Annotated in this window: 22 protein-coding genes; 18 read left to right on the forward strand and 4 right to left on the reverse strand. The window is 65.5% G+C overall.

What is annotated here, in order from left to right; translation table 11 throughout:
• Window positions 1-313 precede the first annotated feature (313 nt).
• Together ACZ60G_RS36475 and ACZ60G_RS36480 are read left to right on the forward strand one after the other, a co-directional pair.
• Entirely contained in the window at window positions 314-1,186 is an 873-nt protein-coding gene (locus ACZ60G_RS36475; protein WP_465816135.1) for a haloalkane dehalogenase, read from the forward strand.
• Window positions 1,187-1,270: 84 nt separating this feature from the next.
• Complete coding sequence (locus ACZ60G_RS36480; RefSeq protein ID WP_465816137.1) at window positions 1,271-2,155, forward strand: RNA polymerase sigma factor; 885 nt, start codon at window positions 1,271-1,273, stop codon at window positions 2,153-2,155.
• Here the strand turns inward: ACZ60G_RS36480 and ACZ60G_RS36485 are convergent, their stop codons facing one another.
• Window positions 2,156-3,043, reverse strand: coding sequence for an oxidoreductase (locus ACZ60G_RS36485; RefSeq protein WP_465816138.1), 888 nt, complete (start codon window positions 3,041-3,043; stop codon window positions 2,156-2,158). It lies immediately after the preceding gene.
• Window positions 3,044-3,118: 75 nt separating this feature from the next.
• Between ACZ60G_RS36485 and ACZ60G_RS36490 the strand changes: the two genes are divergently transcribed.
• Together ACZ60G_RS36490 and ACZ60G_RS36495 are read left to right on the forward strand one after the other, a co-directional pair.
• Window positions 3,119-3,718, forward strand: coding sequence for a TetR/AcrR family transcriptional regulator (locus ACZ60G_RS36490; RefSeq protein ID WP_465816140.1), 600 nt, complete (start codon window positions 3,119-3,121; stop codon window positions 3,716-3,718).
• A gap of 29 nt (window positions 3,719-3,747) precedes the next feature.
• On the forward strand, window positions 3,748-4,572 hold the full coding sequence (locus ACZ60G_RS36495) for an acyl-CoA thioesterase (RefSeq protein WP_465816142.1): 825 nt from the start codon (window positions 3,748-3,750) through the stop codon (window positions 4,570-4,572).
• A 4-nt stretch (window positions 4,573-4,576) separates the two neighbouring features.
• Here ACZ60G_RS36495 and ACZ60G_RS36500 read toward each other — a convergent pair whose 3' ends face one another.
• Entirely contained in the window at window positions 4,577-5,716 is a 1,140-nt protein-coding gene (locus tag ACZ60G_RS36500; protein WP_465816143.1) for a TDT family transporter, read from the reverse strand.
• A gap of 70 nt (window positions 5,717-5,786) precedes the next feature.
• On the opposite strand from ACZ60G_RS36500, the gene ACZ60G_RS36505 reads away from it, so the two are divergent.
• Window positions 5,787-6,695, forward strand: coding sequence for a LysR family transcriptional regulator (locus ACZ60G_RS36505; protein ID WP_465816145.1), 909 nt, complete (start codon window positions 5,787-5,789; stop codon window positions 6,693-6,695).
• Here ACZ60G_RS36505 and ACZ60G_RS36510 read toward each other — a convergent pair.
• Entirely contained in the window at window positions 6,692-7,342 is a 651-nt protein-coding gene (locus ACZ60G_RS36510) for a phosphate signaling complex PhoU family protein (RefSeq protein ID WP_465816147.1), read from the reverse strand. The two genes, ACZ60G_RS36505 and ACZ60G_RS36510, sit on opposite strands and share 4 nt — an antisense overlap.
• 102 nt (window positions 7,343-7,444) lie before the next feature.
• Here ACZ60G_RS36510 and ACZ60G_RS36515 point away from each other — a divergent pair, with 102 nt between their 5' ends.
• The 13 genes from ACZ60G_RS36515 (at window position 7,445) to ACZ60G_RS36575 (ending at window position 19,732) form a co-directional block, all read left to right on the forward strand.
• A complete protein-coding gene (locus ACZ60G_RS36515) occupies window positions 7,445-8,248 on the forward strand; it encodes a transglutaminase-like domain-containing protein (protein WP_465816149.1) in 804 nt (267 codons plus the stop codon).
• Between the two features lie 164 nt (window positions 8,249-8,412).
• Window positions 8,413-8,808 carry a nitroreductase/quinone reductase family protein gene (locus tag ACZ60G_RS36520; protein ID WP_465816150.1) on the forward strand — a complete coding sequence of 132 codons (396 nt, stop codon included), beginning with the start codon at window positions 8,413-8,415 and terminating at the stop codon, window positions 8,806-8,808.
• 63 nt (window positions 8,809-8,871) lie between these two features.
• Window positions 8,872-9,954: a calcium:cation antiporter gene (locus ACZ60G_RS36525; protein ID WP_465816210.1), complete on the forward strand. Its 1,083-nt coding sequence runs from the start codon at window positions 8,872-8,874 to the stop codon at window positions 9,952-9,954.
• A gap of 199 nt (window positions 9,955-10,153) precedes the next feature.
• Complete coding sequence (locus ACZ60G_RS36530) at window positions 10,154-10,993, forward strand: ABC transporter permease (protein ID WP_465816151.1); 840 nt, start codon at window positions 10,154-10,156, stop codon at window positions 10,991-10,993.
• On the forward strand, window positions 10,993-11,859 hold the full coding sequence (locus ACZ60G_RS36535; RefSeq protein WP_387292302.1) for an MlaE family ABC transporter permease: 867 nt from the start codon (window positions 10,993-10,995) through the stop codon (window positions 11,857-11,859). The genes ACZ60G_RS36530 and ACZ60G_RS36535 overlap by 1 nt, the downstream gene beginning before the upstream one ends.
• A gap of 3 nt (window positions 11,860-11,862) precedes the next feature.
• Window positions 11,863-12,897, forward strand: coding sequence for an MlaD family protein (locus ACZ60G_RS36540; protein ID WP_465816153.1), 1,035 nt, complete (start codon window positions 11,863-11,865; stop codon window positions 12,895-12,897).
• A complete protein-coding gene (locus ACZ60G_RS36545) occupies window positions 12,894-13,898 on the forward strand; it encodes an MlaD family protein (RefSeq protein ID WP_465816155.1) in 1,005 nt (334 codons plus the stop codon). The genes ACZ60G_RS36540 and ACZ60G_RS36545 overlap by 4 nt, the downstream gene beginning before the upstream one ends.
• On the forward strand, window positions 13,886-14,893 hold the full coding sequence (locus tag ACZ60G_RS36550; protein WP_465816157.1) for an MlaD family protein: 1,008 nt from the start codon (window positions 13,886-13,888) through the stop codon (window positions 14,891-14,893). The genes ACZ60G_RS36545 and ACZ60G_RS36550 overlap by 13 nt, the downstream gene beginning before the upstream one ends.
• Window positions 14,893-15,981, forward strand: coding sequence for an MlaD family protein (locus ACZ60G_RS36555; protein ID WP_465816159.1), 1,089 nt, complete (start codon window positions 14,893-14,895; stop codon window positions 15,979-15,981). The genes ACZ60G_RS36550 and ACZ60G_RS36555 overlap by 1 nt, the downstream gene beginning before the upstream one ends.
• The gene (locus tag ACZ60G_RS36560; RefSeq protein ID WP_465816161.1) at window positions 15,978-17,015 is read left to right on the forward strand and encodes an MlaD family protein; all 1,038 of its coding nucleotides are present in this window, start codon (window positions 15,978-15,980) and stop codon (window positions 17,013-17,015) included. Before ACZ60G_RS36555 ends, ACZ60G_RS36560 begins: the two co-directional genes overlap by 4 nt.
• On the forward strand, window positions 17,012-17,968 hold the full coding sequence (locus ACZ60G_RS36565) for an MlaD family protein (RefSeq protein ID WP_465816163.1): 957 nt from the start codon (window positions 17,012-17,014) through the stop codon (window positions 17,966-17,968). The genes ACZ60G_RS36560 and ACZ60G_RS36565 overlap by 4 nt, the downstream gene beginning before the upstream one ends.
• 116 nt (window positions 17,969-18,084) lie before the next feature.
• The gene (locus tag ACZ60G_RS36570; RefSeq protein ID WP_465816165.1) at window positions 18,085-18,804 is read left to right on the forward strand and encodes a hypothetical protein; all 720 of its coding nucleotides are present in this window, start codon (window positions 18,085-18,087) and stop codon (window positions 18,802-18,804) included.
• 46 nt (window positions 18,805-18,850) lie between these two features.
• On the forward strand, window positions 18,851-19,732 hold the full coding sequence (locus tag ACZ60G_RS36575; protein WP_465816167.1) for an aminoglycoside phosphotransferase family protein: 882 nt from the start codon (window positions 18,851-18,853) through the stop codon (window positions 19,730-19,732).
• 133 nt (window positions 19,733-19,865) lie between these two features.
• On the opposite strand, the gene ACZ60G_RS36580 is transcribed toward ACZ60G_RS36575, so the two are convergent.
• Window positions 19,866-20,423, reverse strand: a complete 558-nt coding sequence (locus ACZ60G_RS36580; RefSeq protein WP_465816169.1) for a TetR/AcrR family transcriptional regulator — start codon at window positions 20,421-20,423, stop codon at window positions 19,866-19,868.
• Between the last annotated feature and the right edge of the window lie 109 nt (window positions 20,424-20,532).

The following is a 20,532-nucleotide window of genomic DNA, read 5'->3' on the forward strand; positions in this document are numbered from 1 at the left end:
ACTGCGGATAACTCCTCGTGACGGTCTGTGTGAACTTCATTGTTCTTACGTAGAGAGACAGTAGATCATTCCAGATTCCTTTGCAATTGCTTTACTTAAGTCTGAGAATCTCCTGAATGGCGCATCGGCCGGTTGAAACATGTACGGCTCACATACGGAAGTTAGGTTTACCTGCAGTAGTCGTGAGATCGGCCGCGAACGAGCCTTCCAGGCTGGTGACGAGCGTCACATTCGGTGGCGGTCACAGCCGGGCCGAAACCTGTGTCGAAACCGGGTGCAGGCACAAAAGCCGGATCCAGGAAGGACCCACATCATGGCCACCGTCGACGTTCTCGACTCGTTCATCAACTACACCGACCTCGGTACCGGTTCGGTACCGGTGGTGTTCCTGCACGGCAACCCGACCTCATCGCACCTGTGGCGCAATGTGATCCCGCACGTCGCCGATCAAACCCGGGTGCTCGCCCCGGATCTGATCGGAATGGGTGCGTCCGGGAAGCCGGACAGCGCCTACCGCCTCGCCGATCACGCCCGTTATCTGGATGCCTGGTTCGACGCACTGGGCCTGGACCAGGTCGTCATCGTCGGCCACGACTGGGGTGGTGCGCTCGGTATGCATTGGGCGGCACGGCATCCCGAACGCATCCGGGGCATCGCACTGATCGAGACGTTCCTGCGGCCGATGCGCTGGGAGGAACTCCCGCCGCTCGGCGCCGAACTGTTCCGGAAATTCCGGACGGCTGAGGGGGAGCGAATGGTGCTGGTGGAGAATACGTTCATCGAGTTCAACCTGCCGAGGGGCATTGTCGATCTGAAGCAGGAAGATCACGATGTGTATCGCGCACCCTTCCCGACGCCGGAATCGCGCAAGCCGATGCTGGCCTGGACGCGGGAATTTCCGCTGGAGGGCGAACCCGCCGATGTGGTCGCGCTGGTGGAGAAATACGACCGGTGGGCGGCGGACTCGCCGGAGGTGCCGAAGCTCATCATGGCGCTCGACAATGGCGTCGGCCTCGGTTCGCCGGAGGTGATCGGCTGGGCTGCCGAGACGTTCGCCAGTGCAGAGGTCGTGTCGGTCGGGGAGGCGGGGCATCACGCTCCGGAGGATCAGCCCGTTGCCATCGGGACCGCGGTCGCGACGTGGTTGCGCGCGCACTCGTTGACGGCGGCGACCGCGAGTGCATGAGCGGGGTGCGCCGCGCGGGTGCGAGTCACCCGCGCGGCGCATATAGGACTTGCGTAATGCCGGATACCGCCGAAGGATTGTGCGGTGGAACCCGAGCTATCGCACCCCGACCCGCCCACGGCAGAAAACGCCGAAGACATCGCTCGGGAGCGGGAACTGGTCGATCGGGCGATTGCCGGTGACGCAGCCGCCGTCTCGGATGTGGTGCGGCGGCTACAGGATCCGCTGTACCGGCTGGCGCTGCGCATGGTGTGGCGACCCGCCGAGGCCGAGGATGCGACGCAGGAAATCCTGCTTCGCGTGGTCGGCAATCTCGCGACGTGGCGGGGTGAGGCCAAACTACTGACCTGGGCCTACCGGATCGGCGTCAACTATCTGCTGAACCTGAAACGGCAGACGCCCCAGGAGGCGGCGCAGCTCAGCCTCGACGCCTACCGTGACGATTTGGCGGACGGGCTCGTCGCCGACGACTATCGCGGCCCCGAGGCCGAGCTGCTCACCCATGAGGTGCGGTTGAACTGCAGTCAGGCCATGCTGCAGTGCCTGGCCCGCGACGAGCGGGTCGCCTTCGTACTCGGTGACGTTTTCGAACTCGCTTCCGCCGACGCGGCCTGGATTCTGGGTATCACCGCACCCGCCTTCCGAAAGCGGTTGGAACGAGCCAAGAAACGCATCGGCACATTCCTGAATGCGACCTGCGGGGTGGCAAACCCCGAGGCTTTCTGTCGCTGCTCCCGTCGGGTGGACAAGGCATTGGCGCTGGGGCGCGTCGATCGGAAGCGGCCGGTATTCGCCCGGCATGCGGTGAGTGCGGGCGGCCGCAGCGTCACTGAGGCCGAACAGCAGATGATCCGGCTGCACGACGCCGCGGCGGTAATCCGGCTGCATCCGGATTACGCTGCGCCGCAGGCGAAAATGGACGCGATCGCCGGGCTACTGAATTCGGGCAGGTTCCCGATGCTCGACTGATTACGCGTTGGCTGGAAAGCGAACCTCGGTCAGTTCTTCGGATTTGGTCCACAATGCGGCGGCGAGGTCGGCATTCGCGGCGGCTGTGCTGCGGCCGACGATCTTCGGGTGACCGCGGAATTCGAACCAGCTGTCCGGGCCGATATAGCTTCCCGGCGGCAACTCCTGGCTGGCGGCGAACAGCGTGGGCAGCGCGCCGAAACTCGCATCCTGGGCGAGCAGTTTATTGCCCACCTGCATGACCTCGTGCAGGATCCGGTTGCCGGAATGGCCCTGCAGATTCGTTGCGGCCCAACCGGGATGGGCGCTCAGCGCGAGCCGGGATCCGGATTCGGTGAAGCGCCGCTGTAGTTCGAGGGTGAACAGCAGGTTCGCGAGTTTGGACTGTCCGTAGGCGGCAGCGGAGTTGTAGGACCGGGTTTCCCAGTTGAGGTCGTCGAGGTCGATGCTGCCGCGGCGGTGCGCCTGCGAGGAGACGGTCACCACGCGGTCGGTGATATGCGGCAGCAGCAGATTCGTCAGCGCGAAATGGCCGAGGTGGTTGGTGCCGAATTGGCGTTCGAAACCATCTTTCGTGCGTCCGGCGGGGACCAGCATGATGCCCGCATTGTTCACCAGCACATCGATATCGCCGGACCAGTCCGCGGCGAAGCGGCGAATGGAGGCCAGGTCGGCAAGGTCGAGTTCGCGCACCTCGGTGCGACCCGACATGCTCTTCGCCGCTTCCTCGCCGCGCGCGATATCGCGCACCGCGAGCACCACGCGTGCGCCGACGCGGGCCAGTTCGCGGGCCGTCACCAGGCCGATCCCGCTGTTGGCACCGGTGACGACGACGGTGCGGCCGTCGAATCGGGGCAGATCTGCTGAAGTCCACTTTTGGTTCGTCATAGCGCCCAATGTAGGCAGCGACAACAAAGTAGTCAATGCCAACAATGCCGCGGTATCGGATATCCTGCAGCAACCATGAGTTTTGTCCGCTCCCGCTCCTATCACCACGGTGACCTGCGCGCCGAGCTGCTCCAGCGCGCCGAGGCCACATTGCGCGAGTCCGGTGTGGACGGGCTTTCGCTGCGTCAGCTTGCCCGCGACCTCGGCGTCAGCCATGCCGCGCCGAGCAGGCACTTCCGGGATAAGCAGGCGCTGCTCGACGCGCTCGCGCTGGTCGGGTTCGACCGGCTCGCCGCGCTGTACGGCGAGGGCGACCCGACCGGATCGTTCTCCGAGCGGCTGCATGCCGTCGCACGCGCCTACCTGGATTTCGCGATCGACAATCCGGCGCTGCTCGCGCTGATGTTCGCGCGCAAACACAGTCCGACCTCGGGCGAGGAAATGCTGGCTGCGGTCGGGCGGGCATTCACCGTGCCGATCGCCGTGATTGCCGAGGGACAGGCAGGTGGCGAGGTCGTTGCGGGCGATCCGATGCGGATCGGTATCGCCGCCATTGCCGCACTGCAGGGGTTAGCCACCTTTGTCGGGTCCGGGTTCGTCGACGCGGAGAACGTGGACGTGGCACTGACCGAAACGATTACCCAGCTGACCTACGGTCTGCGCCCCCGCGATTGACCCGCGTCTACCTCGAGGAGAAGAACACGATGAGTTCGACCGTCACCGCACGGCACGCCTTCGACAGCGCGGTCGCGCTGAAATCCGACGGCGCCGGAAACTTCAGCGGTCGGACGACTCCCGAGTACGGCAATATGGTCGGCCCGTTCGGCGGCATCACCGCGGCAACCATATTGCGTGCGGTACAACAACATCCGCAATGTCTCGGTGATCCGATCTCGCTCACCGTCAACTTCGCGGGCCCGATCGCCGAGGGCTCCTTCGCCATTGCGGCGCAACCGGTGCGGACCAATCGCAACACCCAGCACTGGACGCTGTCGATGAGCCAGGACGGCATCGTGACCACCACGGCCACGGCGGTTTTCGGTACCCGCCGCGAGACCTGGACCGCTACCGAAGCCACCGCGCCCGCCGCTCCGCCGCCGGACACCGTCGAGCCGGACGCACTGCCCGAATTCATTGCCTGGGTGGACAATTACGAGATGCGCTTCATCGAGGGCGGTATCACCCAGCTCGACGGCGCTGCGGCACAACCGACTTCCACCACGACGCTCTGGGTCCGCGACCGGCCCGCGCGCCCACTGGACTATCCGGCCCTCACCGCGCTGAGCGATGTGTTCTTCCCGCGGGTGATGCTGCGACTCGGTCGCGTCGTCCCCGCCGGAACCGTCACGCTGACCGTGTATTTCCACGCCGATACCGACCGCCTCGCCGCCCAAGCCGATCACCCGCTGCTGGCCACCGCGCGCTCGCAGCATTTCGGCAAGGGTTTCTTCGATCAGTCGGCCGAACTGTGGGCGCACGACGGTGGGTTGCTCGCGACGAGTCATCAGCTGGTGTACTTCAAGGCCTGACGGATCAGGCCGGTCGGAGCAGCGGCCCGGTGAGTACCCCGCGAATGGTCTTGGCGGCGACGACGGCCCAGGCACTGACCAGTCCGACATACAGCACCACCGCGGCGACGGCGAAGAGATCGGCGCCGGTGTGGCCGTAGAGCACGGTGCTGCCGGTAATGCAGGTGCCCAGCGGGAAGGTGAAGCCCCACCAGGTCAGGTTGAACCGCAATTCGCCTGCGCGAGCGGTCTTTACGGTGACGGCGGTGGCCAGCGCCACCCACAGCATCGCGAATCCCCAGGTGACGACGCCGAAGATCACCGAGAAGACGGTCAGCCCCTTGGCGTAGAGGTCGGGCAGTGCCGAGGGACCGGCATCGGCGAGCAGGCCCGCGGCGGTGACGGATTGGCCGAGCGGGCCGAGCACGAGCCACAGGGTCGGCACCATGCCCGACTGCGGGATGCCGTGGTGCACCAGGCGTGACCAGATCATGGTAGTGGTGACCAGTGCGGCGATCAGGCTCAGGCCGAACATGGCCAGGCACAGCAGGATCATGGTGAGCCGCAATTGGCCTTCGGGCAGATAGGGGACCAGCAGTGCCCCCATGGCCGCCGACACCATCGGCGGCACCACGGGCATCAGCCAGCCACCGAAGGCGGCATCGGGCTCGATGTGGAAGTGGGTGAACATCCGGTAGGGAATGGCGACGGCGGTCAGCAGGCCGAGCACGGTGCCGAGCGACCACAACACCGCATCGATGATGAGTGCGGCATCGAGGCCGATCACATCGCGGCCGAGCAGCAGGGTGCCCCCGCCGACGGTCACCAGTGCCATCGGCGGTGCGCCGTAGAAATGCGCCATGACCGGGTGATCCTTGTGGCTGCGGGCCTGCTCTGGATAGCGCACCCAGTGCACCACCCAGGCGGCGCTCAATGCCACCAGCAGCAATGCGGCCAGCGCCCAGACGACGGTCGCCGCGCCGCGCAGTCCGGGGAACTGCAGCGGAAGCGTGGCGGCGGCGCCGGCGACAATGCTGGTGCCCATGACGGCGGCGAACCAATTGGGTGCGAAATGTCGCAGTGACGGGGATTCGATGCGGTGGGTCGCACTCTCGCCGAGCAGTTGCCGCGTGGGTGCGGGGCGCAAGGTTGCTATGGCGGTCATGAGTCCAGGTTCGTCGGCTTCGGCGGTGTCGAGTAGCCACCGCATTCCTATGGATGCATAGACTCGTTCTATGCCCCTGTCGCCGCGTGTTCCCGACCTGGCCGCGCTCGACCTGCTGCTTTCGGTCATCGAACTAGGCAGTCTCGGACGCGCGGCGCAGGCGCACGGCATCAGCCAGCCCTCGGCGTCCTCCCGCATCCGCTATCTGGAGAAGCTGGTCGGCGTGCCGGTGCTGGAGCGCACCACACTCGGCTCCCGGCCCACGCCCGCCGGGGCATTGATCGCCGAATGGGCGCGCGGGGTCGTCGATGCGGCGGAGCAATTGGACGCGGGCATCGACAGCTTGCGCTCCGAGCGTGATTCGCACCTGCGGGTGGCGGCAAGTCAAACCATTGCCGAATACCTGTTCCCCGGCTGGCTCATGACCCTGCGCGCCACGGCACCCGATACCGCGATCGCGTTGCAGTCCGGCAATTCCGTCGAGGTCGCGCAGGCGGTGCTCGACGGCAAGGACGCCATCGGCTTCATCGAGAGCCCGCGGAATTTCCGTGGGCTGGAGAGTCATATCGTCGCCCGCGATCAGCTGGTCGTCGTGGTCGACCCACAGCACCGCTGGGCCGGGCAGGGCTCGGTCGACCTGGCCGAACTCGCTCGAACCGCGCTGATCCAACGCGAACCCGGATCGGGCACCAGGACCTGGTTCGAAAATGCTGTCGCGCGGGCCATTGCGGGCTGGGAACCCACGGTCGCGCTGGAACTGTCCTCCACCACCGCGATCAAAACCGCGGTCGCCTCCGGCGTCGGTCCCGCCGTCCTCAGCTCCCTGGCCGTAGCCGCCGAAATCGCCGCGGGCACTCTTGTTTCCCCGACCGTCACCGGCCTGGATCTGACCCGAACCCTGCGGGCGGTCTGGCCGACGGGCCACCGCCTCACCGGCCCCGCCCGCGACCTCTACACCATCGCCCGCCGCAACTCCTAACCTGCGTCGGAGGTTTGGGCCGTCGGCGGAATTCCGGTGTCCAGGAAGCGGATCAGGCGATCGATGCGGATGGTGTGGTCGATACAGCGTTCGAGGTTATTGCCCACCAGGGCGATATCGATGGCGGCTTCGGTGGCGGTTCGTTCGGTCAGGGCCGAGTGGAGTTGTCGCTGGAGTTGATCCATTGCGGGGGTGCCGGATTCGGGAGTAACGGGTTGGCGGCCGGTGGCAACCGATTCGCCCGCGAGGGCGGTGTGGTGTGCGGCCAGCCGACCCATGGCGGTGAGGATATCCATAAGGGGTTGGGGTGCAACGGGTTCCGGATGGTACTTGTAGACCTGATCGGCGACTCGGTTGATCAGCGAGCCGATCCGGGACAGTTCACCGGCGATCTGGATGGCGGTGACCACATGCCGCAGGTCGCGCGCGACCGGCGCCTGCAGTGCGAGCAGCACCACGGTTCTGGCCTCGCAGGCGGAGTACATCTTCTGTAGCTGTTCGTCGATCGCGAAGGCCTCATAGGTTGCGGCGAGATCGGCATCGCCGAGCGCGGCCGTGGCACGCTCGGCGGCATCGTGGGCGAGCCGACACATGAGCGTCAAATCATTGGTCAACGCGATGAGCTCGCGAGTGAACTGGGTCCGCACTCCGCACATTGTCGCTTATCGCCGCGCTATCCAGTACACGAATCTCGAGTCGATCGTCGCATTGGCCGGAATACGTGGGTGTTCGGCTGGGAGGATTGTGAGGTGAAGCGCGATGTCTCGGCCCATCTCGATATCGGTATCGCCGCGCCGACCACCCTCGAATTCCAGCTCGCCGTCGCCAGGCTGCCCGGGCTCGAGATCGATGAGTCTCTGGTGTTCGAGCAGGATGGCCGCACGATCGGGCCGCAGGAGATTTCCGGGCCGCATGGCACCCGCATCCACAAATTCGCCACCGGTAGCGGCAATCTGCGCGTGCACTACAGCGCGACCGTTGTGGGCGCGGCGAACCTCGAACCGGCATCCGACTACGACATCGCGGTCTACCTGCGCCCGAGCCGGTTTGCCGAGAGCGACAAGATGTTGGGCTTCGCCGCAACCGAATTCGACGGCAATGCCGCACCCGCGGAACTGGCCGCCGCGGTGACCGCGTGGGTGCGCCGCCGCCTGCGCTACGTCGCGGGCAGCAGCGACCCGATCGATGGCGCGGTGGAGACATTGCTGTCCGGGGCGGGCGTCTGCCGCGATTTCAGCCACCTCGTGGTGGCACTGCTGCGCGCGGTGAAGGTGCCCGCGCGACTGGCCGCGGTGTACGCGCCCGGCCTGTATCCGATGGACTTCCACGCGGTCGCCGAGGCATATATCGACGGCGTGTGGCGCGCATTCGACGCCACCGGTCTCGCCCCGCGATCCTCGCTGGTCCGAATCGCCACGGGCAGAGACGCTTCCGATATCGCGTTCATGGACAACCACGGCGGCGAGGTCTTTGTGAACAGCATGTGGGTCAATGCGATCATCGACGGCTACCTGCCGTTCGACAACGGCATCGACCAGGTCTCGATCGTCTGATCGAGATCGGGCCGCCGCGGCTCCCGAAGGAGAAGGAATCGGCGGACGCCGTCGCCGTTGTTCAGGAATACCGCGACCGAGGTCCAAGCCTGGGCGATTACATCCGGCTGGCCGTCACCGTTGAGGTTGCCGCAGATGCGATCGGCCGGTGCTAGCGTCGGGACATGGCGAACTTGCGTGATATTCAGCACCGAGTCGTGACAACGCTTCAGCGGCGGCTGGGGAATCCGATTCTGCGCAGATTGCCGACGCAGCAGTTGCTGGAGACCGTCGGGCGCAAGAGCGGGCAGCCGCGTATTACGCCGATCGGGGGGCGACGAGTCGGCAAGGAGTTCTGGTTCGTCTCCGAATTCGGTGACAAGTCGCAGTACATTCGAAATATCAAGGCCGACAACCAGGTTCGATTGCGGCTGCACGGACATTGGCACACCGGTACCGCGCATCTACTGCCGGATGACGATCCGCGCGCACGGTTGCAATCGTTGCCCAAGGCCAACAGCACGGGCGTTCGATTGCTCGGCACCGACTTGCTGACCGTCCGGATCGATCTCGACGACTGACGCACCGCATGCGCCCGATCACACGCGATCGAGTGCGAATATTTTGCTGACACGATGGAAGTCATGCTCCGTGCGCCGACTTCCCGCTGGACCGTATTCATCCCGCTGCTAGCCGCGATCATCCTGGCCGCCACCTGGGGGCGATCGCTACCCGGAATCGGCGTGGTCGTGGTGGTCGCCGCGCTGGTCGGTGCGGTGCTGGCGGCGGTGCAGCACGCCGAGGTCATCGCGCATCGGGTCGGTGAACCGTTCGGGTCCCTGGTGCTCGCGATCGCGGTGACGGTGATCGAGGTCGGGCTGATCGTCACGATGATGGTGAGCAGTGGGGAGAAGTCCGCGGCGCTGGCCCGCGACACCGTTTTCGCGGCGGTCATGATCACCTGCAACGGCATCTTCGGTCTGTCGTTGCTGGTCGGCGCGGTTCGGAGGCGGGTGGCGGTATTCAATGCCGAGGGCACCGGCGCGGCGCTCGGCACGGTTGCGACCGTGTCCACCCTCAGTCTGGTCCTGCCGACCTTCACCACCAGTAAGCCCGGGCCGGAATTTTCCCCAGCGCAGTTGGCCTTCGCCGCGGCGGCCTCCCTACTGCTGTATGCCCTGTTCGTAATGGTGCAGACCGTCCGGCATCGCGATGACTTCCTGCCCGTCGAGGAATCCGATGGCGCCGATGAGCGCGGCGATCGGCCCGCGGTGCGCGCGACGCTGCTCAGCCTGGCTATGTTGATGGTCGCCTTGGTCGCGGTCGTCGGTCTGGCCAAGGTGGTATCGCCGTCGATCGAATCGGCCGTCGCCTCGGCTGGTCTGCCGCAGTCCGCGGTCGGCGTGGTCATCGCTCTGCTCGTCCTACTGCCGGAAACTCTCGCGGCCGTGCGTGCCGCTCGCCGCGATCAGGTGCAGATCAGCCTCAATCTCGCGCTCGGCTCCGCCATGGCGAGCATCGGCCTGACCATTCCGGCGATCGCCGTAGCAACTATCTGGCTAGATGGTCCGCTGGTCCTCGGGCTCGGTGCGACGCAGATGGTGCTGCTTGCCTTGACGGTCGTCGCCGGTGTGCTGACGGTGGTGCCGGGTCGCGCGACGCTGCTGCAGGGCGGTGTCCATGTGGCTCTGTTCTCGGCTTTTGTGTTTCTTGCTGCCAGTCCGTAGCCGGTGTGACCGGATCCATGAATGACCGCTCCGAGCGGGGTAAACGGCCGCTAAGTGGCGAGCATCACAGCTCGCTGATTTTGTTGTGACTCGCAGTAACGATTAGCTTGCTGGATGTTGGCATCGACGCCGAATCCGGAGAGTGCGGCATGAAATTCGACACAGCCCGTGCCGCAGGCGCGACACCGGGATACGGACTATGACGCCGGACCTGCATGTCCGCGAATCCGCGAGTTCGGTTGTCCGGAAGAACTTTTCGGATACGGTCGTCTCGTCGCTGCGCACCTTCGGCAGAGCCTTCGGCGTCGCGCAGGAGTCGGTCCTCGGCGCGGTCGGTGATATCGCCCGCGGCCAATTCCAGTGGCGCGAGGCCCTGCTCCAGGCTTGGCGGTTGATCACCGTCACGACCATCCCCGCGATCTTGATGGCGATCCCGTTCGGCGTGATCGTCTCGATCCAGGTCGGCAATCTCATCCACACCCTGGGCGCCGATTCGCTGCTCGGCGCGACCGGCGGACTCGGCGTCATCAAGCAGGGCGCACCGATGGCGACCGGCTTCCTGCTCGGCGGCGCAGGCGCGGCGGCCATTGCGGCGGACCTCGGCGCACGCACCATTCGCGAAGAGATCGACGCGCTGAACACCATGGGCATCAGCCCGATCCACCGCCTGGTGATCCCGCGAATGGCTGCGATGCTGATGGTCGCGCCGCTGCTGAATATTCTGATCATTTTCGTCGGCATCATGGCCGGGTACGCGGTCGCCATCGGCGGCCAGGGCGTCACGCCGGGTAGCTACTGGGCCACCTTCGGCTCGTTCACCACCACCGCGGATGTGTGGGTCTCGCTGGTGAAGGCGCTGATATTCGGCTTTCTCGTGGTGGTCATCGCGTGTCAGCGCGGGCTCGAGGCCAAGGGCGGACCGCGCGGTGTCGCCGATGCGGTGAATGCCGCCGTGGTGCTGTCGGTCGTCTCGATCACCGTGGTGAATCTGGTGCTCACGCAGGTGACCGCGATGTTCCTGCCGACGAGGTTGGCGTGATGGCGATTTCGTCCTACGCCCCCAAGGGGTTCGGCTGGGTCACGCGGTATTTCCGTCGCGGTAGTCGGGTGCTCGGTGCGGTCGACGGGTTCGGCTTCGTCGCCGTATTCGTGTGGCAGGTGCTCGCGGCGATTCCGTTGACGCTGAAGCGGTATCGCGGTGAGACCATGCGTGCCATTACCGATATGACCTGGGGTCGCGGCTCGGTCGTGGTCGGCGGCGGGACGGTGCCGATGATGATCGTGCTCGGTCTGGTGATGGGCGCGTCCGTCGCGGTCGAATCGTTCGCGACGCTGAGCATGCTCGGGATGGGTCCGGTCACCGGCATCGTCTCGGCCTATGCCACCACTCGTGAGTTGGCGCCGATCGCGGCCGCGGTCGGTTTCGCCGCGCAGGCCGGTTGCCGGATCACCGCGGAGATCGGTTCGATGCGCATCTCCGAGGAGATCGACGCCATCGAGGCGCTCGGTCTGCGCTCGGTGCCGTTCGTGGTCACCACCCGGGTGCTCGCGGGTGCGTTGGCCATCGTGCCGACCTTCCTGATCGCGCTGATCCTCAGCTACGCGGCCTGCCGCGGCATCATCACGCTCGTGCACGGCCAGTCCGCGGGCGTCTACGACCACTACTTCTTCCAGTTCGTCTCCGGCTTCGACGTGATCGCCGCGGTGATCAAGGTCGCCATCTTCGGGACGGTGGTGATCCTGGTGCACAGCTATTACGGATTCTTCGCCACGGGCGGGCCCGAGGGCGTCGGTATCGCGTCGGGTCGCGCGGTGCGCACGAGTTTCGTGGCCATTATCGCGATCGACATGGTGCTCAGCATTGTGCTGTGGGGCTTCAACGCGGCGATCAGTTTTACGGGGTAGCGGATGCCGAAGTATGGAATGCCCGGCGTTGCCGCGGATAAGAAGCGTTCGCGGACGGTCGGTTCGGCGATCATCGCGCTGATAGCCGTTGTCGCCCTTGCGACCACGCTCTATAGGCACCTGCGTGTCGACGAGGGGCTGCGGATCGCCTTGCACACCCAGGAAATCGGTGACGGTGTCAGCGCTGGCACGCAGGTGCGTCTCGACGGTGTGCTGGTCGGCACGGTCTCGCGGATCGCGCCGGATGAGCGCGGCACCCAGCGAATCACCTTGCAGCTGGACCAGTCCCGGCTCTTCGGCATCGATGACAGCCTGCGCGTCGACTACGCGCCCGCCAACCTTTTCGGCATCAGCGAACTCGAATTGCGCCGTGGCCCGGGCGGTTCGCCGTTGCGACCGGATGCGGTCATCGAGCTGACCGGGGGACGCGCGGCGGATGTCTACGACGCGACGATGGGCAGCATCCTGCGCAGCCTGTCCCAGGTCGGCGCGACCATATTCACACCGCAGCTGGCCAGTGTCATCGCCCAGGTCTCCGCGGATTTCCAGGCATTCACCCCGCTGGTGCAGGCGCTGATCACGGTGGCACGCACGATTGCCGACAACCAGACCATGCCGACCTCCGAACTCGTCGGCAGACTCGGCCCGGCCTTCGACGGCGGCGGCAAATTCGCGGGCGCGACCATCCAGGTCCTCGACCAGATCCGCGATATCAAGATCCTGCAGACCGATCGCGAGCACTACGACCGCGGTGCCGCCGCGCTGACCGGCAGCATCCTGCCCGCGCTCGGAACCACGCTGACCACCGCGGGCACCCACTTCGCCGAGGGCGCCGACATGCTGGCGCCGATGCTGAATGTGTTGGCGCAGATGGTGCCTCGACCCCAGCAGTCCGCGGCCGAACTGCGCGCCCTGCTCGAGCGGCTGCGGGCCGCCATGCCGGATACGCCCGACGGTCCGGTGTTGAATCTCGATGTCGATCTGCGGGGCGTGCCCGGTATCGCGGTGCCGCTGCTCGGTCAGGCGGGTGTGCGATGACGGTGCGTGGCGCGGCCTGGCGGCTCGGGGTTTTCGCCGCGGTGATGATCGTGGTGCTCTCGCTCGTACTGACGGCGATCAAGCGGCCGGTGGCCGGGGATACCGAGGCGCACGATGCGCTGTTCACCGACGCCAACGGCCTGAAGGTCGGTGATGACGTGCGCATGTTCGGCGTGCAGGTCGGCAAGGTCGAGGGCCTATCGCTCGACGGTATCAAGGCCAAGGTCCGGTTCACCGTGAAGACCTCGACGCCGATCTACGACAACAGCATCCTGGCCATTCGCTACCAAAACCTCACCGGCCAGCGGTATATCGACCTGCAGCAGCAGCCGAATCCCGGTGTCCGGCTGCCCGCGAACGCGGTCGTCGATACCGAGATGACACTGCCGTCCTTCGATGTGACCAGCCTGTTCAACGGCCTGAAACCGGTGCTGGCCACCATGTCTCCGGAAGCCGTCAACCAGTTCACCGAGAGCATGCTCGCGGTGATCGAGGGCGACGGTTCGGGTTTGGGTCCGGCCATGGATGCCATCGGCAAGCTGAGCAAGTACGTCGGCGATCGGCAGACTGTGATCGCGACGCTGGTGCGCAATATGTCCGAACTCGCCGACCGGGTCGGTGGCCGGGTGCACTATCTGGTTCCGCTGCTGGCCCGGCTGACCGATATTTTCCAAGCGCTGCAGACGAATATCGGCGGTCTCGCCGAATTCGCGATGAACGCTCCTTCGGTGCTCGGACCGCTCGACCGGCTGCTCGCCACCGTCGGCCTGACCGCCGACAGCGGCGCGGATATCGACGGGCTCATCCGCAAACTCTTCCCCGACCCGAAGGAAGCCGTCGACGTTTTCGGCAAGCTGCCCGGGCTGCTCGCCTCGATCGACAATGCCGTGCCGCGCACCATCGCGGACTGGAAACCGGAGTGCAGCAAGGGGAATGCGGACCTGCCGAGGCCCGTGCAGGTGCTGGTCGGCGGACAGAAGGTGGCCGTATGCAACGGGTGAGACGGTGGTTCGGCGGAAATACGCCGATCCTCGACGAACCGGCCCGGCTGCGCAAAGAAGTGCGGCTCGGCATTATCGGCGCGGTGCTCGTGGTCATCGTAATGGGCGCTGCCGCAGCGCTCTACGTGATTCCCTTCGGCAAGACGACCTATACCGCGGAGCTGTCCGAGGCGCAGTCGGTGAAGTCCGGCGACGATATCCGATTGGCGGGCATCTCGGTCGGCACCGTGAAATCGCTGGAGCTGAAACCGGATAAGGTCGTCATGCGATTCACCGTGGACTCGGATGTCTTCGTCGGCGACCAGACTTCGCTGGATGTGCGCATGCTCACGGTGGTCGGCGGCCATTACGTCGCAATGTTCCCGGCGGGCACCGAGCCGCTCGGCGACAAGCCGATTCCGGCCGATCGAGTTCGCCTGCCCTACAGCCTGATTCAGACCTTCCAGGATGCGACGGCTCCGATCGGCAAGATCGACGGTGATACTTTGCGGCGCAATCTGGCGGCACTGGACAAGTCGGTCGAGGGCGCGCCGGATACCTTGCGCACCACATTGGATACCGTCGGCAGCTATATCGATGCCATCGACCGCCAGCGCACCCAGGTGTCGAATGCCATTGCGGTGGCCGATGAATACGTGACCATGTACGACGGCGCGAAGAGTGATCTGCGCAGGTTGATGGAGAATGCCAATCTGCTCGAGACCGTACTCCTCGATAAGCGTGCCGAGCTGCGCGAATCGATTGCCTTGCTCAACAGCGTGGTTCAGCGGGTCGCCGCACTCGCGCCTTCTTGGGATTCCACGCTGAAACCCAAGGCACAGCAGTTGGCCGATGCGCTGCCGCGGCTGGAACAGATGGGCGTTCAGTTGGAGCCGATCATCTCCTCCGCACATGACCTGAGCCAGAAGTTGCAGGGCCTGGTTATTCCTGAGGCCGGGGTCGTGGTGGACCAGTCCGATGCAGTGTGCGTGCCGCTCCCCGGGAAGGCGTGCTGATGCTGAATCGGGTGCTCGGCTCGCAGGCGTTCATGTCGATCGCCGGTGCCGTTGTTATCGCCGCGCTTGCGGTCGGCGGGTATTTCATCGCCTGCGATCCGTTGCGGAAGACGGAATCCTATTGCGCCATAATGCCCGACAGCATCGGACTGTATCCGGGCAATCAGGTGACGATGCGCGGCATCACGGTCGGCACGGTGACCTCGGTGCGGAACCAGGGCAAGAGCGTGCGGGTCGAATTCGATGTCGATGCCGACTATCCGGTGTACGCCGATGCCTCGGCCACCACCGTGTCCGACACCGTGGTCGCCGATCGCAATCTGGCCGTGCTGTTCAGCGGTAAGAACATGCAGCGCTGGGACAGTGGTCAGTGCATCACCAAAACGCTCACCCCGAAGAGCCTCACCGAAACGTTGATCGCGCTGTCCTCGCTTTCCGATCAGCTCAATGGATCCGATCAGAATTCGCTGGCCAAGGGACTCGCCTCGATCGACGCGGCGACCGCGGGCACCGGACCTCAGGTCAGCGAGCTGATTCGTAAACTCGGCTCCGCACTGAGCTCCCCCGATGCCGATATCGGTCATCTGGCAGGCATTTTCGATGCGTTCGCCTCGGTATCGCAGAAGGTGAACCAGTATTGGGGCGACCTGCAATCCATGCTGGTTCGTATCGGCCCCGCACTGGATCAGGCGAGTACCGAATTGCTCGGTCCGGCAGTTCAACTCTTCGACGGACTGCGCCAGATCCTGCCCATGCTCAATGACATCACCACCATGTTCGGTGATCCGATGATGCGCGCGCTCGACGCCAGTGTGCCGCTGATCAAGCTCTTGCGCGCCGATGTCGGTTCGCTGCGCGATGTCGTGCTCATGACGCCCGCGCTCACCTCGGCATTCCGCACGGTGGTTTCCGATGGTGCGCCGGGCATCAGCTACGCGCCGCCGAAGGTGGCCATTGCGCAGCAGAACGCCGAAGAGGTCTGTGCCGCGGTCAATGCCGTCACGCCGGGCAAATGCATGGGTGCCGCGGACGGCATGGTCGATATGCAACTCGTCCCGCTGGTACTGGGATTGGCAGGTGGACGATGAGAAAGCGCCTCGTGGTGACGGTGCTGACGGCCGGAATCGCCTTGGGCGGCTGTGCTTTCGATCCGTCATCGGTGCCGGTCCCCGGCACATCGGTATCCGGAGCCACCTATCGCGTCAAGATCGAATTCGCGAATGTCTTGAACCTGCCCGCCAAGGCCAAGGTGATCGCCAATGGTGCGCAGATCGGCACGGTAGACAAGGTGACCGTGGTCCCCGCGGCCGACGCGCCCGCGGGCCGCGGCGGATTCGTGGTAGTCGACGTCGAGATCGCGCATTCGGTGCAACTGCCCACCACGACCATTGCGGAGCTGCGGCAGAACACCGTGCTCGGCGATATCCACATCGCATTGACTACGCCGCCCAATGGTTTCGGTTCGCTGCTCGGACCAGACGGCACGATTCCGGTCGAGCGGACCAAACCGCCGGTACAGCTCGAGGACACCATGGCCGCCATGGCCTTCTTCGTCCAGGGCGGTGCGATCGGCCAGCTGCAGGACATCATCACTCGGTTCAACTCCGTACTGCCGCAGGATCCTCGGGAGACCGCGCGCATTTCGAAGGTGATGGGCGGCGATGCCGCGGATCTGGCGGCGAATCTCGACCGGGTGGATTCGCTGCTGTACGGCCTGCTCGCCAATTCCGAAGTGCTGTGTGATATTCGGCCCGAACTGGACAATATCCTCAGCGCGGAGTCGGTACAGCAGGTGAATGCGGCGACGAATTCATTTGCCGGAGTTGCGAATATCTTCGGCGTACTCGGCCCGGTCGGTCGCTCGATGACCTGGCTGGCGCCGCTGATGCAGGCCGACGACGCGATGCTGCAGGCCTTCGTGCCGATGCTGACCGGCGGTCCGCTGGACCTGCGGTCGCCCTCGAATATGGCGATGCTCGTCGCGTTATTGCGCGACAAGATCATTCCGTTCGTGGAGCGCGGGCCGAAGCTGAATATCAGGACCGATGGCACTGCGGTGTCCGAACCCGAGCAGGTGGATCGGATCATCCAAACGTTGCGCATGATCGGAGCGGTCCGATGAAGCCGGGTTCGCTGGTCTCACTCGGCGGCATCGCCGCCATCCTGATCCTCGGCGCGGGCTATCTGACCTTCGGCGTGGTGCGGTTCGATCCGCTCGCCGATCACACCGATGTGTCCATGGTGCTGCGGAATTCGGGGAGTTTGGGAGTGGGTTCCCCGATTCTGCTCACCGGTATCCCGGTCGGCAAGGTTACCTCGGTGGAGAATACGGCCGCGGGCGTCGAGATCGGCTTCCGCGTCGACAAGGGCCAGCAGGTGCCGACCGACAGCACCGTCACCATCGAACAGCTCTCCGCGCTCGGCGAGCCCTATGTGCAGTTCGTGCCGAATACCGACGGCGGGCCGTATCTGAAGGACGGACAGCGGCTCGATACCAAGGACATCCGCACACCGTTATCGATTCCGGAGGTGGCGCGGCTGGTCACCAAGACCATGAACCAGCTGGATCCCACTGTGGTCGGCTCGATCGTGGATACGCTCGGCAAGTCGATCTCCGGCACGTCCGCGGTAATGCCGGAACTGGCACGCTCGGGCGATCTGCTCGCCGCCACCATCATGACCAGGGCCCCGAAAATCGCCGAACTGCTCAATAGCTTTCAGCTGGCCGCGAGCGATATCGAATGGGCCGGACCGGCCACCTCGATCGGTGCGCCCGATCTGGTGCGGTTCGGTCAGTCGCTGGATGATCTCGTCGAGGCGGTCGGTCGGTTGGTCACGGCAGGGAACAGTCCGGAGATGTATCTGGAGGGCGACGGTCTGGTGCCGTTCCTGCAGCGGGTGACCGAATGGATGGACAGGGTCGGGCCGGAGCTGAAATCGCTCATTCCGGGGTTGCGGCCGCTGGCCGACGCGGTCACCGCGAGTGCGCCGCGCATCGATCTCAGCAGTCTGATCGGTCAGGCGCTGCACGAAACCGGCGACGACGCCGTCAAGGTGCGCGTCGGCATCAAATAAGGCACTACCTGCGCAAACGCAGGTCGCAAAAGTTGATATTTCGCACTGCGATCTTCGGTAGCCTGCCAGCAGAGCTTTTCGTGAAGGTAGTCCCTACTCGGCACGAAGGCGGTGTGATGGTGGAATCCGGCGGCGGTACGACACCGGGAAACGATAGCGGGCGCGTCCTGACGATCGCGGCCGTTATCGCCGCCGCGCTCGCGCTGGTGGTCGCGATCGCGCTGCTGCGGTCGAATCAGGATTCGAACAACGACGCACCGACATCGGGCACGTCGAGCGTCAAAGCCAGCACCGCCCGTCCCGCGCCCCGGCTCGTGCCGCAGTCGAACCGCGCGACGACCTCCGCGGGGCAACCGGCGCGCAAGCGTGGTGACGATTGCTCGCACGACGGGGTCGTCGCGCAATGGGATCAGCGCAACGGCCTGTGGGTCTGCGCGCCGCAGGAACAGGCGCGCGAAGCGCACCGGATCGGCGACGACTGCTCCCACGATGGGATCGTCGCGCAATGGGGGCAGTCGCCGGATGGCCGCTGGACCTGCATACCACAAGGTCAGGGCGTCGCGGAACCGCCGCCGGTCCCGCAGAACCAGGTCCCGCAGAATCCGGTTCCGCAGAACCAGGTGCCGCAGAACCCGGTTCCGCAGAACCAGGCGCCGCAGAACCAGCCGCAGAACCCGGTGCCACAGAACCCGGTGCCGCAGAATCCAGTGCCGGAGAATCCAGTGCCGGAGAATCCGGTCCCGCAGAACCCGAATCCCAACCCGGTTCCCAACCCGATGCCGGAGAATCCGTTCCCCTTCCTGCCGCCACTGCCACCGCTGCCCGGATTCCCGTAGCCGATCGCCGGCGAAATTCGTTCGACACGGCTGAGATGCTCGATTGGTGATCGTTGTCCCCGAATACTTCGCCGATCGTCTCGTCAAGATGGAGCCTGCGGCTCGGGCTTGGCTGGATGGTCTGCCCGAACTCGCGGGTCGGTTCGCCGAGCACTGGGAGCTTCGGTTCGAGGGCGCACCCATGTATGGCTACGGCGGCTTGGTGCTGCCCGCCGTGCGCGCGGATGGCAGTCGGGTTGTGCTCAAACTCGGCCATCTCACCCCCGAGACTCGCGACGAACCGGTCGCATTGACCGCTTGGGCGGGCAATGGCGCGGTGCGATTGCTCGACAGCGACGCCGAGCACGGCGCGCTCCTGCTGGAACGACTCGATCCCACCCGGTCATTGGACTTCGAGCCCATAGACGACGCGGTTCGCATCATCTCCGTCCTGCTGCGTCGGCTCGCCATCCCCGCTCCGCCGGGAATCTCTCGCGACCTGCGTACCGAGGCCGAGCGCCTGGCCGAGCAACTGCCGAAGAACTGGCAGCGACTCGGCGGACCCTTCGCGCGCAAGATGCTCGACGCGGCCGTCGACGTCTGCGTTCAGCTCGGTCCGAGTGCGGACCGGCTGCTGGTGAATGAGGATCTGCACTACGAGAACGTCCTCGGCGGCACCCGCGAACCATGGCTGGTCATCGATCCGCAGCCCCTGGCGGGCGATCTCGAATTCACTACGCTGTCGCTGCTGTGGAACCGGCGCAGTGAATCCGCCCTCGACGATCGCTTTGCCGCCGTCGTCGATATCGCCGGACTCGATCCGGATCGCGCCCGCGCCTGGACGCTGGTCCGCGCCGTGCAGAACTGGCTGTGGTTCGTCGAAGACGAGGACACCGAGGACTTCGGCTGGCCCGCCGTCCAGGCCATTGCCCCGTGGGCCCTGCGCTGACGCTCCCGGCTATGCGAAAGAAGCGACTCCACGCCACCCGCCCCGCAGACGCCCCATGGCGAAACCGTCGGCGTGCCAGGCCGACCGAGACCAGGCCGCCCAACTTCACCGCTCGCCGCTCCGCGCGTCGTCGCTACTGGTGAATCGTGAAGGCCGGCAGGACGTAGCGTTCGACGAGTGCCCGCTCGGCGCTGGGATCGGTTGCGGGCCAGAACAATAGCGAGAGGACGACGCGGACGATCCACTGCCCGGCGAGCGGGTCACCGCCGGTTCCGGTGAGTTCCGTTGCGGTATCGGCCAATCGGGGGTTGCCCGCGAGATAGGTGTCGACTTCGTTCGGGCTGGTCGTTGTCAGGAAGGCCGTGGCGACCGGGTCGGCGCGGACCGCTGCGAGTGCGGCGAGGATCGCGTGGGTGATGCGGTCGGGGCCGGTGTGGGCGGCGACGGCGCGCCGGATGGTCTCGGCGTTGCGGGCGGTGGCTCCGGTCAATACGGCCTCGCGCAATGCCGACTTCCCGCCGACGTAGCGGTAGACCGTGGCGCGCGAGCATCCGGCCGCGGCGGCGACGTGGTCGATATTCAGTCCGGCCATGCCCTTGCGGGCGATGAGGTCGGCCGCGGCGGCGTGGATGCGTTCGATCGCGAGGTCGCGGCGGTGGCCGCCGGCGAGCCAGTCGGGGTGTCCGGTCATCGCGGCCTCCAGATACGGTTCCGGAAATTTGTCTCAGAATGAGACATTCTAGGCATGGATTCGCAGTGCGTCAGCAGGTGGGCGGCAGGCGCCGAGATATGGTCCGACC

The organism is Nocardia sp. NPDC102475, assembly GCF_055584605.1.

Coding starts and splice junctions, on each gene's coding strand:
- ACZ60G_RS36540 (WP_465816153.1), top strand. CDS start 11,863: ATGCCGAAGTATGGAATGCCCGGCGTTGCCGCGGATAAGAAGCGTTCG.
- ACZ60G_RS36530 (WP_465816151.1), top strand. CDS start 10,154: ATGACGCCGGACCTGCATGTCCGCGAATCCGCGAGTTCGGTTGTCCGG.
- ACZ60G_RS36485 (WP_465816138.1), bottom strand. CDS start 3,043: ATGACGAACCAAAAGTGGACTTCAGCAGATCTGCCCCGATTCGACGGC.
- ACZ60G_RS36495 (WP_465816142.1), top strand. CDS start 3,748: ATGAGTTCGACCGTCACCGCACGGCACGCCTTCGACAGCGCGGTCGCG.
- ACZ60G_RS36525 (WP_465816210.1), top strand. CDS start 8,872: ATGCTCCGTGCGCCGACTTCCCGCTGGACCGTATTCATCCCGCTGCTA.
- ACZ60G_RS36490 (WP_465816140.1), top strand. CDS start 3,119: ATGAGTTTTGTCCGCTCCCGCTCCTATCACCACGGTGACCTGCGCGCC.
- ACZ60G_RS36560 (WP_465816161.1), top strand. CDS start 15,978: ATGAGAAAGCGCCTCGTGGTGACGGTGCTGACGGCCGGAATCGCCTTG.
- ACZ60G_RS36570 (WP_465816165.1), top strand. CDS start 18,085: ATGGTGGAATCCGGCGGCGGTACGACACCGGGAAACGATAGCGGGCGC.
- ACZ60G_RS36550 (WP_465816157.1), top strand. CDS start 13,886: ATGCAACGGGTGAGACGGTGGTTCGGCGGAAATACGCCGATCCTCGAC.
- ACZ60G_RS36500 (WP_465816143.1), bottom strand. CDS start 5,716: ATGACCGCCATAGCAACCTTGCGCCCCGCACCCACGCGGCAACTGCTC.
- ACZ60G_RS36565 (WP_465816163.1), top strand. CDS start 17,012: ATGAAGCCGGGTTCGCTGGTCTCACTCGGCGGCATCGCCGCCATCCTG.
- ACZ60G_RS36545 (WP_465816155.1), top strand. CDS start 12,894: ATGACGGTGCGTGGCGCGGCCTGGCGGCTCGGGGTTTTCGCCGCGGTG.
- ACZ60G_RS36520 (WP_465816150.1), top strand. CDS start 8,413: ATGGCGAACTTGCGTGATATTCAGCACCGAGTCGTGACAACGCTTCAG.
- ACZ60G_RS36580 (WP_465816169.1), bottom strand. CDS start 20,423: ATGACCGGACACCCCGACTGGCTCGCCGGCGGCCACCGCCGCGACCTC.
- ACZ60G_RS36475 (WP_465816135.1), top strand. CDS start 314: ATGGCCACCGTCGACGTTCTCGACTCGTTCATCAACTACACCGACCTC.
- ACZ60G_RS36505 (WP_465816145.1), top strand. CDS start 5,787: ATGCCCCTGTCGCCGCGTGTTCCCGACCTGGCCGCGCTCGACCTGCTG.
- ACZ60G_RS36555 (WP_465816159.1), top strand. CDS start 14,893: ATGCTGAATCGGGTGCTCGGCTCGCAGGCGTTCATGTCGATCGCCGGT.
- ACZ60G_RS36535 (WP_387292302.1), top strand. CDS start 10,993: ATGGCGATTTCGTCCTACGCCCCCAAGGGGTTCGGCTGGGTCACGCGG.